Origin of the sequence: Streptosporangium becharense (assembly GCF_014204985.1) — a bacterium.
Taxonomy (GTDB): Bacteria; Actinomycetota; Actinomycetes; order Streptosporangiales; family Streptosporangiaceae; genus Streptosporangium; species Streptosporangium becharense.
The window spans coordinates 7,641,561-7,654,250 of record NZ_JACHMP010000001.1; the positions used below are offsets into that span (position 1 = coordinate 7,641,561).

At 71.5% G+C, this 12,690-nt stretch carries 12 protein-coding genes and 1 pseudogene; 5 read left to right on the forward strand and 8 right to left on the reverse strand.

What is annotated here, in order from left to right:
* Positions 1–29 precede the first annotated feature (29 nt).
* Together F4562_RS32985 and F4562_RS32990 are read right to left on the reverse strand one after the other, a co-directional pair.
* The gene (locus F4562_RS32985; RefSeq protein WP_184546597.1) at positions 30–2,000 is read right to left on the reverse strand and encodes a flavin-containing monooxygenase; all 1,971 of its coding nucleotides are present in this window, start codon (positions 1,998–2,000) and stop codon (positions 30–32) included.
* A 112-nt stretch (positions 2,001–2,112) separates the two neighbouring features.
* The gene (locus tag F4562_RS32990) at positions 2,113–2,970 is read right to left on the reverse strand and encodes an IclR family transcriptional regulator (protein WP_184546595.1); all 858 of its coding nucleotides are present in this window, start codon (positions 2,968–2,970) and stop codon (positions 2,113–2,115) included.
* Positions 2,971–3,149: 179 nt separating this feature from the next.
* Here F4562_RS32990 and F4562_RS32995 point away from each other — a divergent pair, with 179 nt between their 5' ends.
* Complete coding sequence (locus tag F4562_RS32995) at positions 3,150–3,773, forward strand: TetR/AcrR family transcriptional regulator (protein ID WP_221207733.1); 624 nt, start codon at positions 3,150–3,152, stop codon at positions 3,771–3,773.
* Positions 3,774–3,849: 76 nt separating this feature from the next.
* Here F4562_RS32995 and F4562_RS33000 read toward each other — a convergent pair whose 3' ends face one another.
* The 5 genes from F4562_RS33000 to F4562_RS33020 all read right to left on the reverse strand — a co-directional run bounded on the left by F4562_RS33000 (position 3,850) and on the right by F4562_RS33020 (position 8,763).
* On the reverse strand, positions 3,850–5,067 hold the full coding sequence (locus F4562_RS33000) for a CaiB/BaiF CoA transferase family protein (protein ID WP_311734227.1): 1,218 nt from the start codon (positions 5,065–5,067) through the stop codon (positions 3,850–3,852).
* Positions 5,064–6,125, reverse strand: a complete 1,062-nt coding sequence (locus tag F4562_RS33005; protein WP_184546594.1) for an acyl-CoA dehydrogenase family protein — start codon at positions 6,123–6,125, stop codon at positions 5,064–5,066. Before F4562_RS33005 ends, F4562_RS33000 begins: the two co-directional genes overlap by 4 nt.
* Complete coding sequence (locus F4562_RS33010) at positions 6,122–7,273, reverse strand: acyl-CoA dehydrogenase family protein (protein WP_184546591.1); 1,152 nt, start codon at positions 7,271–7,273, stop codon at positions 6,122–6,124. The genes F4562_RS33005 and F4562_RS33010 overlap by 4 nt, the downstream gene beginning before the upstream one ends.
* Positions 7,274–7,552: 279 nt before the next feature.
* Entirely contained in the window at positions 7,553–8,299 is a 747-nt protein-coding gene (locus F4562_RS33015; RefSeq protein WP_184546589.1) for an SDR family NAD(P)-dependent oxidoreductase, read from the reverse strand.
* A 71-nt stretch (positions 8,300–8,370) separates the two neighbouring features.
* On the reverse strand, positions 8,371–8,763 hold the full coding sequence (locus F4562_RS33020; RefSeq protein WP_184546587.1) for a VOC family protein: 393 nt from the start codon (positions 8,761–8,763) through the stop codon (positions 8,371–8,373).
* A gap of 323 nt (positions 8,764–9,086) precedes the next feature.
* Here F4562_RS33020 and F4562_RS33025 point away from each other — a divergent pair.
* Positions 9,087–9,227: pseudogene (locus tag F4562_RS33025) on the forward strand (hypothetical protein); the annotation flags it as partial.
* A 65-nt stretch (positions 9,228–9,292) separates the two neighbouring features.
* Here the strand turns inward: F4562_RS33025 and F4562_RS33030 are convergent.
* Positions 9,293–9,964 carry a TetR/AcrR family transcriptional regulator gene (locus tag F4562_RS33030; protein WP_184546583.1) on the reverse strand — a complete coding sequence of 224 codons (672 nt, stop codon included), beginning with the start codon at positions 9,962–9,964 and terminating at the stop codon, positions 9,293–9,295.
* 64 nt (positions 9,965–10,028) lie between these two features.
* Between F4562_RS33030 and F4562_RS33035 the strand changes: the two genes are divergently transcribed.
* From F4562_RS33035 to F4562_RS33045, 3 genes are all read left to right on the forward strand, one after another.
* The gene (locus F4562_RS33035; protein ID WP_184546581.1) at positions 10,029–11,486 is read left to right on the forward strand and encodes an FAD-dependent monooxygenase; all 1,458 of its coding nucleotides are present in this window, start codon (positions 10,029–10,031) and stop codon (positions 11,484–11,486) included.
* A gap of 133 nt (positions 11,487–11,619) precedes the next feature.
* Positions 11,620–11,883 carry a hypothetical protein gene (locus F4562_RS33040; protein ID WP_184546579.1) on the forward strand — a complete coding sequence of 88 codons (264 nt, stop codon included), beginning with the start codon at positions 11,620–11,622 and terminating at the stop codon, positions 11,881–11,883.
* Between the two features lie 42 nt (positions 11,884–11,925).
* Positions 11,926–12,459 (forward strand): calcium-binding protein, encoded by a 534-nt coding sequence (locus tag F4562_RS33045; protein ID WP_184546578.1) that lies wholly within the window; start codon positions 11,926–11,928, stop codon positions 12,457–12,459.
* Positions 12,460–12,690: the final 231 nt, after the last annotated feature.

Here is a 12,690-nt window from a genome sequence, read left to right on the forward strand (position 1 = left end):
TGGCCGGCCCCCCTCTTCGTGTGCGGCGGTCAGTCTCGGGGTGCTGAGGTGAACACGTAGTCGCGTGGCTGCGGCGCGCGCAGCATGGCCCAGTAGTCGACCAGCCGCCACGGGCAGGCCACCCAGGCCCGCCCGGCCTTGTTGCGGTAGTAGCCGGTCGCGGTGCCGGCGTGTTTCCAGACGGTTTTGTCCAGTTCCTCGTCGACTCGGCGGTTGTAGTCGTCGGTCGCCTGCCGGGTCGGTTCCATCGCGGTGTGGCCGTTCTCGATCAGGTGTTGCAGGCATTCCACGATGTAGTGGACGTGTTCCTCGCTGGTGACGTTGTGGCCGCCGCCGTGGTTGGGGGCGGCGTTGGGGCCCGCGGTGACGAAGAGGTTGGGAAAGCCCGGAACGGTGATGCCCAGATACGCGCGCGGGTTCTCATCGGCCCACTCCTGGGCCAGTGTGATGCCGTCGCGGCCGACGACATCGAGGAATCCGAGGTATTCGAGTTTGAAGCCGGTGGCCCAGATGATGACGTCGGCGGCGATGAACTTCCCCTCCGTCGTCACGACGCCGTCGGGGTGGATCCGCTGCAGCGATGCCCGGTGCAGCGACACGTTGTCGCGCTTGACGGCGTCGAAGAAGCCGGGGTCCTTGACGATCCGCTTGGCGAACGGCGGGAAGTCCGGCGTCAGTGTCTCCTTCAGATCGGGCCGTTCGGCGAATGCCTGGTCGAGGTAGTCCAGGCAGACCTGCATGAGCGCGTCGTTGGCCGGGGACGCCGAGACGTGCGTGGCGTACCACTCCTCGTCGATGCGGGGGATGGACCAGCCCTTGTCGGCGGCCCACCAGTAGGTCTTGACGCGGAACCACTGGTGGAAGTAGGGGATGTGCTCCAGTGCCCACCTCATGGCCTCGGGCACGTCGGCGGCGACCTTGCGTTCGGGGACGATCCAGTGCGGCTGGCGCAGCACGACGTCCAGGGACTCGACCTGGTCGGCGATGCCGGCCACCACCTGCACGGAGGTGCATCCGGTTCCCAGGACGACCACCCGTTTGCCGCGCAGGTCGACGTCGTGGCGCCACTGGGCGGTGTGCATCGTCTCGCCGTGGAAGGTGTTCATCCCGTCGATGTCGGGGATCGCCGCCGCGTTGAGCACGCCTGTGGCGGTGATCACCGCGTTGGCGTGGTGGGTGCGCACGGAGCCGTCGCTGTGGCGGACGGTGAGGTCCCAGACCTGGGTGTCTTCGTCCCAGCGGCAGCCGAGGACCTTGGTCGAGAAGGCGATGTGCGGGTGGATGTCGTACTTGTCGGCCACGTGGTGCAGGTACTGCAGGTACTCCGTTCCCGTCGGGTAGTACTTCGACCAGCGGGGGTTGAGCTCGAAGGAGTACGAGTAGAAGTGGCTCGGGGTGTCGACGGCGGCGCCCGGGTAGGTGTTGCGCGACCAGGTTCCGCCGAGGTCGTCGCGTTCTTCGAACACCTGGTAGCGGAAGCCGGCCTGGCCGAGTTTGATCGCGGCGTTCAGGCCGATCATGCCGCAGCCGATGATCGCGACGGTGAAGTCCGCCGGTGGTTTGCGGGTGGTTGGGACGACCCGCCGGGCGGCCTCGAATCCGCCCTGTTCACGCAGGTGCGGGACGTACTCGTCGCCGACGGTGTCGTCCACGCACACCTGCGCCATCCGGCGGAACAGCGCGTCGTCGGGGACGGCGATGCGGGGGGTCAGGGGGGCGTGGAGCAGTCGCCGGGCGCGGTCGCGCACCTGGGCCGCGACCGCGGGCGGGTACTCCCCCATGATCGCCGGCGGGTGGCCTTGCGCCTGCGCGCGGCGGCGCTCCTGATCGAGGCCGGCCGCGAACTCGTCGAGGAGGCCGGTGTCCCCGCTGTGGTGGATCAGGGCCATCAGCAGGGCGCCCGGTTCGGCGGCGTCGATGGCCGCGTCGAGGGCGTGGCGGTCGACGTCGGTCACGGGGGCCAGGACGTAGGTGGGCTGATCCGGGGATATCAGGGTCATGGGTCACCGGTTCCTTCGGCTGGGCGGGGGGATGCGGGTGCGGGGGTGCGCGGCGGTCGGGGGTGCGGTGGCCGGCGGTCCGGCGTGGCGGCGGCGTCAGGCGGTGAGGGCCTCAGGCGGTGGCCTCGGGCGGTGGCGGCGTCAGCAGGCGGGGCTGGTGCCGGCGCGCCGTACCGCGCGGGTGATCGTGGCGGCGCGCGGGCCGCGTGGGGCGGCGGGCCACCCCGGATGCGGCGTACCAGATGTCCATGGCGGCGATGCGCACCGTGTCGCCCGCCTCCTGCGTCGGTGTCGTCTCGGCCGGCCCGCACAGTGACAGGGCCGCGCGCAGGTTGCCGGCCGGTGGGCCGATGGCGGCGGCCACCGCGGTGACGCCCGCGCTGCAGCCCTGGACGTCGAGGGCGACGCCTCCGCGGTCGCGCACGCGTTCCAGGTCGCGCCGCAGCTGGGCCATGGTGTGGGAGCCGTACACCGTGGCCGCCGGCGGGAAGGCCAGTTCGGGCCATTGGGCTTCGTCCAGCTGCGCGAGGATGGCGCGACCGGCGGCGGAGTGCACGGCGGGCTGGCGGGCTCCCAGGCGCCAGCCCTCCCCCTTCTTCGGCCAGTCGCCGATGCGCTCCAGGTGCAGCACCTCGCCCGACACCAGCGCGCTCAGGTGCACCGTCAGCCCGGTGGAGCGGTGCAGGGCGTACATGAAGGGAAGGCAGGCCTGGTGCAGGCGTTCGCGCTGGACGACTTTGGAGCCCAGTTCGAACATGCGCAGGCCCAGGCGGTACTGGTAGCCCTCGCGTTCCAGCCAGCCCAGCTCCACCAGGCGTTGCAGGATCCGGTGCGCCGATGACCTGGGGAGTTCGGCCTGCCGTGCGATCTGCGCCAGGGTGAGCCTGGGCTGGCCGTCGAAGACCTGCAGCAGGGAAGCCACTCTGTCGATCATGGTGATGGGCGAGCCCTGGCTCTGCGCCGTGGTCATGCTTGCCTCCCGGATCATCACCTGGTTGCACATTGTGCCTAGATGGCACAAACTGACATGCGTGAGCTTACGGTCCCGTTGCGACGGTGTAAACAGATCGGATCCACTTTCCGCATACGGAACGCGGATCGGGACGGGTCCGGCCGTCTGCGAGACTGGACCGCTGTGAGGTGGTTCCCATGACGAAGGCCGGCCGGCAGACCCTGACGGAGCGGCGCACCGAAGAGCTCCGCATGACGATCGCCCGCAGGGCGGCCGAGATCTTCGTCGCCGACGGCGACACCTCGGCGACGGTCGAGCGCATCGCCGACGCGGCAGGCATCGCCACCCGCACGTTCTACCGCCATTTCCCGGTCAAGGAGGACGTGGTACGGCCGCTGTTCCGCCGCAGCTCACAGCTGGTCATCGAGGCTCTGCGGGAGGCTCCCGCCGGCGGGGACCTGGTCGACGTGCTGGTCACCGTGTGGATGTCGGCGCTCGGCGAGGACACGCTCGGCCCTTCGGAGCGCCGGCTCCTGGCGGTGGTGGCCTCCAGCCCGCAGTACCGCCTGCGCTGGATGGAAGCCGACGACGAGCTGTGCGAGGCCATGGCCGAGTTCCTCGCCGGACGCATCGGCCGGGGCGGGCGTCCGCTGGAGCGGTCCCTGCCCGCCTACCTCGTGGTGCAGGCCACCCGTCACGTCTTCATGCAGTGGATCACCTCCGACACCGGCCGGGACGTCGCCGAACTGCTGCGGGAGGCCTTCCGCATGGTGCTCGACGGCGTCCGCACGGCCGCCGCCGCCCGGACGCCGCCAGGGTGAGCCCGCCTCCCGCCTCCGGCCCTCCGCAAGGCGGGCGTCGTCGGGCGGGCGTCATGGGTGCTGGACGCGTGCTCGTTCAGCCGTCCCGGTCCGTGACGGCACCGGCCGCCCCGAAGGCGCCCGAGCGGCCGAGCGCGGCGATCCGCTCCGCGCTGCATCCCAGCTCGGCCAGGACACGGTAGGTGTCGGCGCCCGCCGCGGCGGGGGCACGCGGCGGCACCGGCGCCGAACGGCTCAGCTTGATCGGAACGCCGACGCCGCGGTACGCCCCGTCGCGCACGACCATGGCGCGATGCAGGGTGTGCGGCGCGGACAGCGCGGCGTCGATGTCGTGGACCGGGCTCGCCGGCACGCCGCGCGCCGCCAGCCTGACGGCCAGGTCGCCGGCGTCGTGCGCCAGGAAGACCGGCTCCAGCTCCGCCAGCAGCTCCACGCGGTGGCCCACCCGGTCCCTGTTGCGGCGAAAGCGTGGATCATCGGCCAGGTGCGGGCGGCCGAGCACGCCGGTGAGCGCGGCGAACTGCGCGTCACTGGCGGCGGCGACGAACAGACGGCCCGGCCCCGCGGTGCGGAACACCTGGTAGGGGGCGACCGTCGGATGCGCCGCCCCGGTGCGCTCGGGCACCTCCCCCGACTGCAGGTAGGTGGCGGCGTGCGGATGCAGGATCGACAGGACCGCGTCGAACAGCGTCACGTCGACGAGTTGTCCCCGCCCGCTGCCGGCGCGTTCCAGCAACGCCAGCAGCACACCCGCGAACGCCTGGTGCGCCGCGGTGATGTCCACGATGGGAACCCCGACGCGCAACGGCTCGCCGTCGCGTTCGCCGTTGAGGCTCATCAGTCCGCCGTAGGCCTGCAGCGCGGCGTCGTAGCCGGGCAGACCCCCCAGCGGGCCGTCGACGCCGTAGCCGGTGATGCGGCAGTAGACCAGCCGGGGGAAGTCCCGCGCGAGCCGGGACTCATATCCCAGCCCCCAGCCCTGCATCGTTCCCGCCTTGAAGTTCTCCACGACCACGTCCGCCCGGGCGATGAGGTCGTACAGCACCTCCCGGGCCGGTTGCGTGCGCAGATCCAGCACGATGTTGGACTTGTTGCGGTTGAGGCCCTGGTAGTAGGCGCTCGTCGTCTCGGCCTCGTCGGCGAACGGCGGCCCCCACCGGCGGGTCTCGTCACCCGCCGGCGCCTCGACCTTGATCACTTGCGCGCCGTGGTCGGCGAGCATCTGCGCGCACAGCGGTCCGGCCAGGACCCGGCTCAGGTCGAGCACGCGTACTCCGCGGATGGCCCCGCTCACCTGGCGCCTCCCGTCAACAGCGGCCACCAGGCGCCGTCGTCGCCGCCGGCCGCGGCCAGGTGGTCGTGCCAGTGGCTCTCGTTGCCGAACTCCTCGCGCCAGGCCCACAGCCGCGTGGTCGCCGCCCCCAGGCGGTGCTCACTGGAGTAGCCGAGCGCGCCGTGCAGCTGATGGCCGATCGCGGCGACGTGCCGCGCGCCGGCCGAGGTGGTCGCCTTCGCCGCGGCGACGGCCACACCGGCGCCGGCGTCGGCGTGCTCGACCGCCGCCACGGCGGCCTCCGCGCTCACCTGCATGGCGGCGACCTCTGCGGCCAGTGCCGCCAGGTGCTGTTGCACCGCCTGGAAGCGGGCGAGCGGGCGGCCGAACTGCTCGCGTTCGGTGATGTGGCGGCGGGCGGAGACCAGCACCGCGCGGGCCGCCGCCGCGAGCTGGACGGACCTGGCCAGTGCGCCTCGCGTCAGCAGCGCGGCGGTGTCCAGGCCGGGCGGCGCGGCAGCGGGCGCCTGATCCGCCGCCACCCCCTCCAGGACGAGCACGTCCCGTGGCTCGCCGGCGAGGTTCTCCGCGGTGACGAGGCGCGGGCCGCCCGGCCGGCGGGCGCCACCGGGGATGACGGCGACCATGCGGTCCTGCCCGCACCGGGCCGTCGTGACGACGTGGTCGGCATGCCGGGCCCACGGCACGCGAAGGCGCCCCGACAGGCGCAGCGCACCGTCCCGCCAGTGCCCGTGGGCCTCGTCCAGTGAGGCGACCACCAGGCCGCCGGGGACCGGCAGCCCCGCGCCGGCCAGGAGCCAGCCGGCCAGGAAGGCGGTCTCCGCCACCGGTACCCCGGCGGCGTGGAAGGCCGTCAGGTCCGTCACCTCCGCCAGATCGCGCAGGTCTCCCCCGCTGCCGCCGGCCTCCTCGGGCACCCCGACCAGATGGAACCCGGCCTCGCTCAGGTCCTTCCACACCACATGGTCGAAGCCGCCGGCGCGGGTGCGGTCTTCGCCCCGCCCACGCAGGATGGCGGTCACCGCTGCGCGGATCTCCGCACGCAGGTCGTCGCTCACCGGACCCCCAGTCCCCGTGCCACGACCGAGCGGAGGATCTCGTTGCTGCCGCCGCGCAGGGTGAACACCGGTGAATGCAGGACCGCCTCGGCGAGCAGTCCTTCCAGGCCCGGCCCGTTCCTGCGGGGTTCGATGCCCGCCAGCCGCCGTACGGTCTCCACCACGTCTCCTTCGAAGCGGGATCCGAGATCCTTCACCAGCGCGGCGGCGATCTCGGGCGGCCGCCCCTCGGCCAGGGCCGCCGCCACGGACAACGACATCTGGCGCAGGGTCCACGCCCTGGCCGTGAGCCGGCCCAGTTCCCGCTCGGCGACCGCGTCGCCCCGCTGCCGCACCTGCTCGGCCCAGGCCCGCAGGAGCGGCACCGTGCTCATGTACCGCTCGGGCCCGGACCGCTCGTGCGCCAGCTCGGCGGTGACCTGCCGCCACCCCGCGCCGCGCTCGCCCAGCAGGCTGTCCTGCCCGACGACGGCCGCGTCGAAGACCACCTCGTTAAAGTGGTGTTCCCCATCGATGGTGCCGATGGGGCGGATCTCCACCCCCGGTGCCGGCAGGTCCACGACGAACTGCGACAGCCCCGCGTGCCGGTCCGCCGGCGAACCGTCGGTACGGGCCAGGACGACGATCGCGTGGGCGAAGTGCGCTCCGGTCGTCCACATCTTCGTCCCGGTGATCTCCCACCCGCCGTCGACCCGCCGGGCGCGGGTGCGTACGGAGGCCAGATCGGAGCCGGCGTCGGGCTCGCTCATCCCGATGGCGAAGTAGCACTCACCGCGCGCGATCGCCGGCAGATAGCGCTGCCGCTGCGCCTTGCTGCCGTGACGCAGGATCGACGGCGCCATCTGGCGGTCGGCGATCCAGTGCGCGGCGACGGGCGCGCCCGCGGCCAGCAGCTCCTCGGTCACGACGAACCGCTCCAGCGGTGATCGGTCATGGCCTCCGTAGGCGCTCGGCAGCGTCATGCCGATCCAGCCGCGCGCGCCCAGGCGCCGGCTGAAGGCCGGATCGGCCACCGACATCCACGCGTCGCAGCGCGGAACGAAGGCGCCTGCCCGCAACTCGTCGTCCAGAAAGCCGCGGACCTCGTCGCGGAGCCGCTGCGAGGCCGCGCTGAGACGGTGCGGGGGAAGATGGATGGTCGCTGTCAACCGGACTCCTCCTTCAGTCCAGTTCACGCTATGGGAGCGCAACCGGCAGGAGGGGACGGTGTTCCGTTCAGCGGACGGCCAGGTGCGTCCACTCGGTGCTGTTCACCGGTGCCGGCGCTCAGCGCGCCGGGGGTGGGTGATCGCACCGGGGCGAAGACCTCGAGAGTGCGCATGCACGGCGGACCCACCTCGGCGACGGCCCGTCCGGTGTCCACGCTCCGCTCCGCCGCAGGGGGGCGCCCACCGCGCACGCCCTGTGTGATCCGCAGCCTCCGGTGCTCAGCCGGTGACGCTGCCACCGTTGAGGTTGAGGGTCTGGCCGGTCATCCATGACGCCTCCGGGGAGGCGAGATAGACCACGGCCGCCCCGACGTCCTGCGGCGTGCCGAGCCTGCGGGTCGGGATCCGCTGCGCGAACTCCTGTGTGCTGTCTCCGGCGGCGTTGCTCTGCAGCCCGAGCGCGAGAGAGTTGGCGGTCACGCCCAACGGGGCGAGTTCCTGGGACAGGTGCCGGATGAAGCCCTCCACGCCGCTCTTGGCCGCCCCGTACAGCGAGATGCCCGCCGCCGAGCCGGTGCGCGCGGCCCCGGAGGAAATCTGCACGATTCGCCCCCATCCCGCCTCGCACATGTCGTCGGCGACGGCCGACACGCAGTTCATGGCGCCGAACAGGTTGATCTCCACCGGTGCCCGCCACCGGTCCGGTGCGAGGGTGCGGAACGGCCCCTGCCCGAAGTCGGCGGGGATGCCCGCGTTGTGGACCAGGATGTCGAGATGACGCCCGAACTCCGTGCGGGCCCGGCCGACGCCCTCGCGCACCGCCTTCAGGTCGGTGACGTCGAAGACGACGGGCACAGCGCGTCCCCCGGCGGAGGTGATCTCTTCGCTCACCGCTTCGGCACGCTCGGGCACCAGATCGTTGACCGCCACCGCGGCGCCTCGCGCGGCCAGCGCCCGGGCGATCCCCGCTCCGGCGTTCTGACCGGCTCCGGTCACCAACGCGGTCCGGCCCGACAGATCGAACATCGTCTCTTCCCTTTCCTCTGCACAATGACGGCCGGCACCCTGCCGGCCCCGTTCATCGCCGCACCAGCCGGTCATCGGTACTGGAGCAGTTCCACCAGGTGCCCTTCGGGGTCTTCGACCTGCGCGACGGTCACGCCGGCCTGCGGCACGGCCCTGGGGGCGACACGCACGGCTCCGCCGGCGTCTTCCGCCGCCCGCACCACCTGCTCGACGTCGTCGACGACGAAGCCGAGCACGGTCTCACCGGGCTCGGGGCGTGCCCGGTGAGGGCGGTGGAGCAGGACGAGGGAGGGCTCCTCGTGGTCTGCGGCGCACAGGATCACCTCCTCGCGCGCGTCGAGGCCCTCCCCGCCGGAGACGCGGTGCTTGACGACCAGGCCCAGCGCCGTGGAGTAGAACGCGGCCTCAGCTTCGAGATCGCCGACGAGGAGCTTGGTGAACGCGAAGCGCTGGCCGACGGCCATGGTGCCTCCTGGGAAGTGGTGGATCCTGGCGCCGGCACGCGAACCCTGTCGTGGATGCGCTCAACGCCGACGCGAAGGCCAGTACACCGGCTGGCGGGCGGCGCCGGACGCGAGTGTTCCACTGATCGGGAACCCCGTGTGTGATCGGGAACCCCGCGTGCCCTCAATGGGGTGCCACTCCGGCGACCTCGCGTAATCGACTGTCGCCTATTCGGCTGTGGTTGAGCTCGTGGCCGTCACATGGGGTGCAGCGGCTCCAGGGGTTGCCGGCGGCAGTAGCGATGCGGCTGGTCTGCCGGTCGGTGTAGCCGGACGCGTGGAAGCTCGTGGATTTCCTCGTCGAGGGCTTGTCGATCGTGTCCGGCTACCAGCCGCAGTTCGCGCAGGTCATTGGACAGGGACGTACGCCGTCCGAAGGCATTGACAAGTTGATCAACACGTTGGCCGATCGACTGAAGGGGTGATCGGCGCCTCGTATGAGGCGCCACGTTCGTCCCTCCTTTGGTGACACCGACCCGAGCGCCGGGCCTCACTCACCGGCCAGTCCTTTGGTGATCAGGTTCAGGCCGTGGGCGAAGTGGCCGGCGAAGTCGGTGCTGGTCAGCGTGGCCTCGGCGGCTGCCAGGTTGGGGTAGGTACCCGGGTCGAGGGCCGCGTGCAGCAGGGTCAGCGTGGCGGGCAACTCGGACTCGGCGAGAGCCTGGGCGGCCTGTTCCTCCAGCGTGTGGCCGATGACGAAGTGGACGATCGTCAGTGCCGTACGGGTGGCCGCCTCAGGGCTCAGGCATGTCTCACGCAGCACGCCCACGAGGGTGTCGGTGTAGCTCAGCGTGTTGGGGCCGACGGAGTGGGTGCCCGCGTAGACGCGTGCGCCGTCGCGGTGACGCAGCAACGCCATACGCAGCCGCCCGGCCAGTTCGGTGATCTGTTCGCGCCAGGTGAGCCCGTCGGGCAGCGGGCCGGCGCAGCCTGCGAGCATCTCCTCGGCCATGGCGGCGAGCAGCGTCTGCTTGGTGGCGAAGTGCCGGTAGAGCGTGCCCACCTGGACGTCGAGGGCCGCGGCCAGGCGGCGCATGGTCAGCGAGTCGAGCCCGTCCTCGTCCACCAGGCGCAGGGCGGTGGTGACCGCCTCCGGCACGGTCATCTTGCGGGGGCGGCCTCGGGAGCGCTGGGCGGACGGGGAGGTTGACGTGGGTCCCATGCCCGGTGATACTAGCGACCTCGCTTTTGTGAACGATGTTCATTTAATAGGAGGGACGCAAACCATGTACGCCGACGTGATCGTGGTGGGAGCCGGCCCCACCGGCCTGCTGCTGGCCGCGGAGCTGGCCCTGGCGGGCGTGGGGGTCCGCGTACTCGAACGAAACGACGTGCCCACCAGCCAGTCGCGGGCGCTCACGCTGCACCCGCGCAGCATCGAGATGATGGACCTGCGCGGCATCGCCGATCGTTTCCTGGCCCGCGGTCACACCCTGCCCGGGTGGCACTTCGCGGGCCTGAACACCCGCCTCGACTTCACCGCCCTGGACACCCGGCACGGCTACACCCTGTTCCTGGAGCAGGCCCGTACCGAGGAACTACTCGACGCCCGTGCCCGCGAGCTGGGCGCCGAGATCGTCCGCGGCTGTCAGGTCACCGCCGTGCGGCAGGAGCCGGACAGCGTCGTCGTCGAAACAGCGCGGGGAGAGACGCTACGCGCCTCGTACGTCGTGGGCTGCGACGGTGGACGCAGCATCGTCCGGCAGGCGGCGGGCATCCCCTTCGACGGCACCGACGAGACGCTGTCCGGTATGCTCGGCGACTTCGCCGTCACCGGTCCGGACGCCGCGCACTCGGCCCAGGCCCACGGCGTGCTGGCCGTGCCGCTGGAGGGTGGGCTGACCCGGTTCGTGGTCATCGATCCCGAACGCATGCGGGTGCCGTCTGACCGGCCCGTGACGTACGAGGAGTTCCGGCAAGCTCTGACGAACGTCGCCGGCACGGACTTCGACGTCGCCGAGCCGCACTGGTTGTCGCGGTTCGGCAACGCGACCCGCCTGGCCGGGCGGTACCGGCAGGGCCGGCTCCTGGTGGCGGGCGACGCGGCCCACATCCACTTCCCGGCGGCGGGACAGGGCCTCAACACCGGTCTGCAGGACGCCATGAACCTGGGCTGGAAGCTCGCCGCCCAGGTCAAAGGCCGGGCCCCGGAAGGGCTGTTGGACTCCTACGACGCCGAGCGCCGGCCGGTCGGCGCGGCCGTCACCGCCAACACCCAGGTGCAGACGCTGCTGATGGAACTGACGCTGGTGCCGCAGTACCACCGGCCGGTCATGGCGCTGCGCGGCATGCTCGACGGCCTGCTGCGCATCGGGGAGGTCAACCGCGACCTGGCCGCGTCGGTCTCGGCGATCGGCACCCACTACGGCGACGACTCCCCGGCCGGGGCCCGGGTACCCGACCTGCCGATCAGCGTCGCGGAGCGGCCCGGGGTCGAGCGCCTGTACCAATTGCTGCACGACGGGCGGTTCCTGCTCGTTCATACGGGGAAGCAGGCTGGCGCGTCCGGCCGGGACGACCGCGTGGAGACGGTCACCGCCACGGCCTGGCAGCCCTCGCCCGACCTGGAGGAGGCCGAGGCGCTACTCGTCCGGCCGGACGGGCACCTCGCCTGGGCAGGGCCGATCGAGGCCGAGCAGCAGGCGCTGCTGGACTGGACTGGAGCGGCGGCGGTAGCGTCGTGACGACGCTCCACCGGCTCAGCGGCCGCCTGCTGTGTCGCCGCCACCGCACCCGGCTGCCCGACGTCGGATGACTCCGCAACGCCCAGAGCCGTTCTGAACCCGGACCTCGCCGGATCCCCTGGTTGCTGACGAGGTGGTGCCGGGACGCGGTGGCGTACGGCTGTCTTACGCTCATCCTGCCGCAGTTCGGCCGCCCGCCGACGATGCGCTCGGCGGCGTCGACCGGGGCCGCGATGCGTTGCTCCAGGCGGGCGTGCTCGCCGATGGCCGGGAGCGCGCCGAGAAGGACACCGGCGGCGCGTACGCGCAGGTGCGGGCTGTCGTCGTCGAGAGCGGCACAATGCAGAAATACGGCCTGGCAGTGCTCATTGTTACGCGGAGCTCCCCGCAGGATTGACGTCTACTCATCGCCGGGGCCCGCAACACGCAAAGGAGCACGATGAGAAACGCACTACGCACACTCACTCTGGGGGCGCTGGTGGCGGCGCCGTTGCTGGCCATGTCGGCGCCGGCGCACGCCCTCACCAACGTGACCTTGAGCAGCGGCCGGCTCTCCGTCAACTCGGCGAATGTCGGCGACAACATCTCCATCAGCGTCGAGAACGGCTTCCTCGTGGTGAGGAACAACAAAGACGCGCTGATCACCGGGGGCGTCTGTCAGCAGGTCGACACCAACACGGTGCGGTGCCCGAGCGCGGGTGTGACCAACATCCAGGCCAACCTGCAGGGTGGCAACGACACCCTGAGCAACAACACCGCACTGCCCTCGAGGGTCTTCATGGGACCCGGGGTGGACACTTTCTTCGGCGGCTCGGGCAAGGACTTCGTTTCAGGCGACGACAACGACGACGTACTGCACGGCAGGGGTGGCAACGACATCCTGGTCGGCAACGCCGGGTTCGACCAGGGCTTCGGTGGCGCGGACAACGACTTCTGCGACACCGAGACGCTGAACTCCTGCGAGGACTCCTGACCAGAAGGGCCACCCTGATGATCAGGGTGGTCCTTCTTGGGGGCCACCGGAATACGGCCGGCATGGGTCGCCGAGCGGCGGGGACTTCTCGGACGCAGGTTTTCGGACGGCGCTCGCGCAGGTGGGCCCGCCGCGTCCGAGAACCTCCACGTTTCTGGACAGCTAATGGCTGGCCTCGCAACGTCGCAGGTCAGAGGAGTGTCGGCCCGAATCTGCCGTATTCCGGTGGCC

Excerpts from the sequence above, each read along its gene's own strand:
- F4562_RS32985 (WP_184546597.1), bottom strand. The coding sequence starts at position 2,000 with ATGACCCTGATATCCCCGGATCAGCCCACCTACGTCCTGGCCCCCGTG.
- F4562_RS32990 (WP_184546595.1), bottom strand. The coding sequence starts at position 2,970 with ATGACCACGGCGCAGAGCCAGGGCTCGCCCATCACCATGATCGACAGA.
- F4562_RS32995 (WP_221207733.1), top strand. The coding sequence starts at position 3,150 with ATGACGAAGGCCGGCCGGCAGACCCTGACGGAGCGGCGCACCGAAGAG.
- F4562_RS33015 (WP_184546589.1), bottom strand. The coding sequence starts at position 8,299 with ATGTTCGATCTGTCGGGCCGGACCGCGTTGGTGACCGGAGCCGGTCAG.
- F4562_RS33020 (WP_184546587.1), bottom strand. The coding sequence starts at position 8,763 with ATGGCCGTCGGCCAGCGCTTCGCGTTCACCAAGCTCCTCGTCGGCGAT.
- F4562_RS33030 (WP_184546583.1), bottom strand. The coding sequence starts at position 9,964 with ATGGGACCCACGTCAACCTCCCCGTCCGCCCAGCGCTCCCGAGGCCGC.
- F4562_RS33035 (WP_184546581.1), top strand. The coding sequence starts at position 10,029 with ATGTACGCCGACGTGATCGTGGTGGGAGCCGGCCCCACCGGCCTGCTG.
- F4562_RS33045 (WP_184546578.1), top strand. The coding sequence starts at position 11,926 with ATGAGAAACGCACTACGCACACTCACTCTGGGGGCGCTGGTGGCGGCG.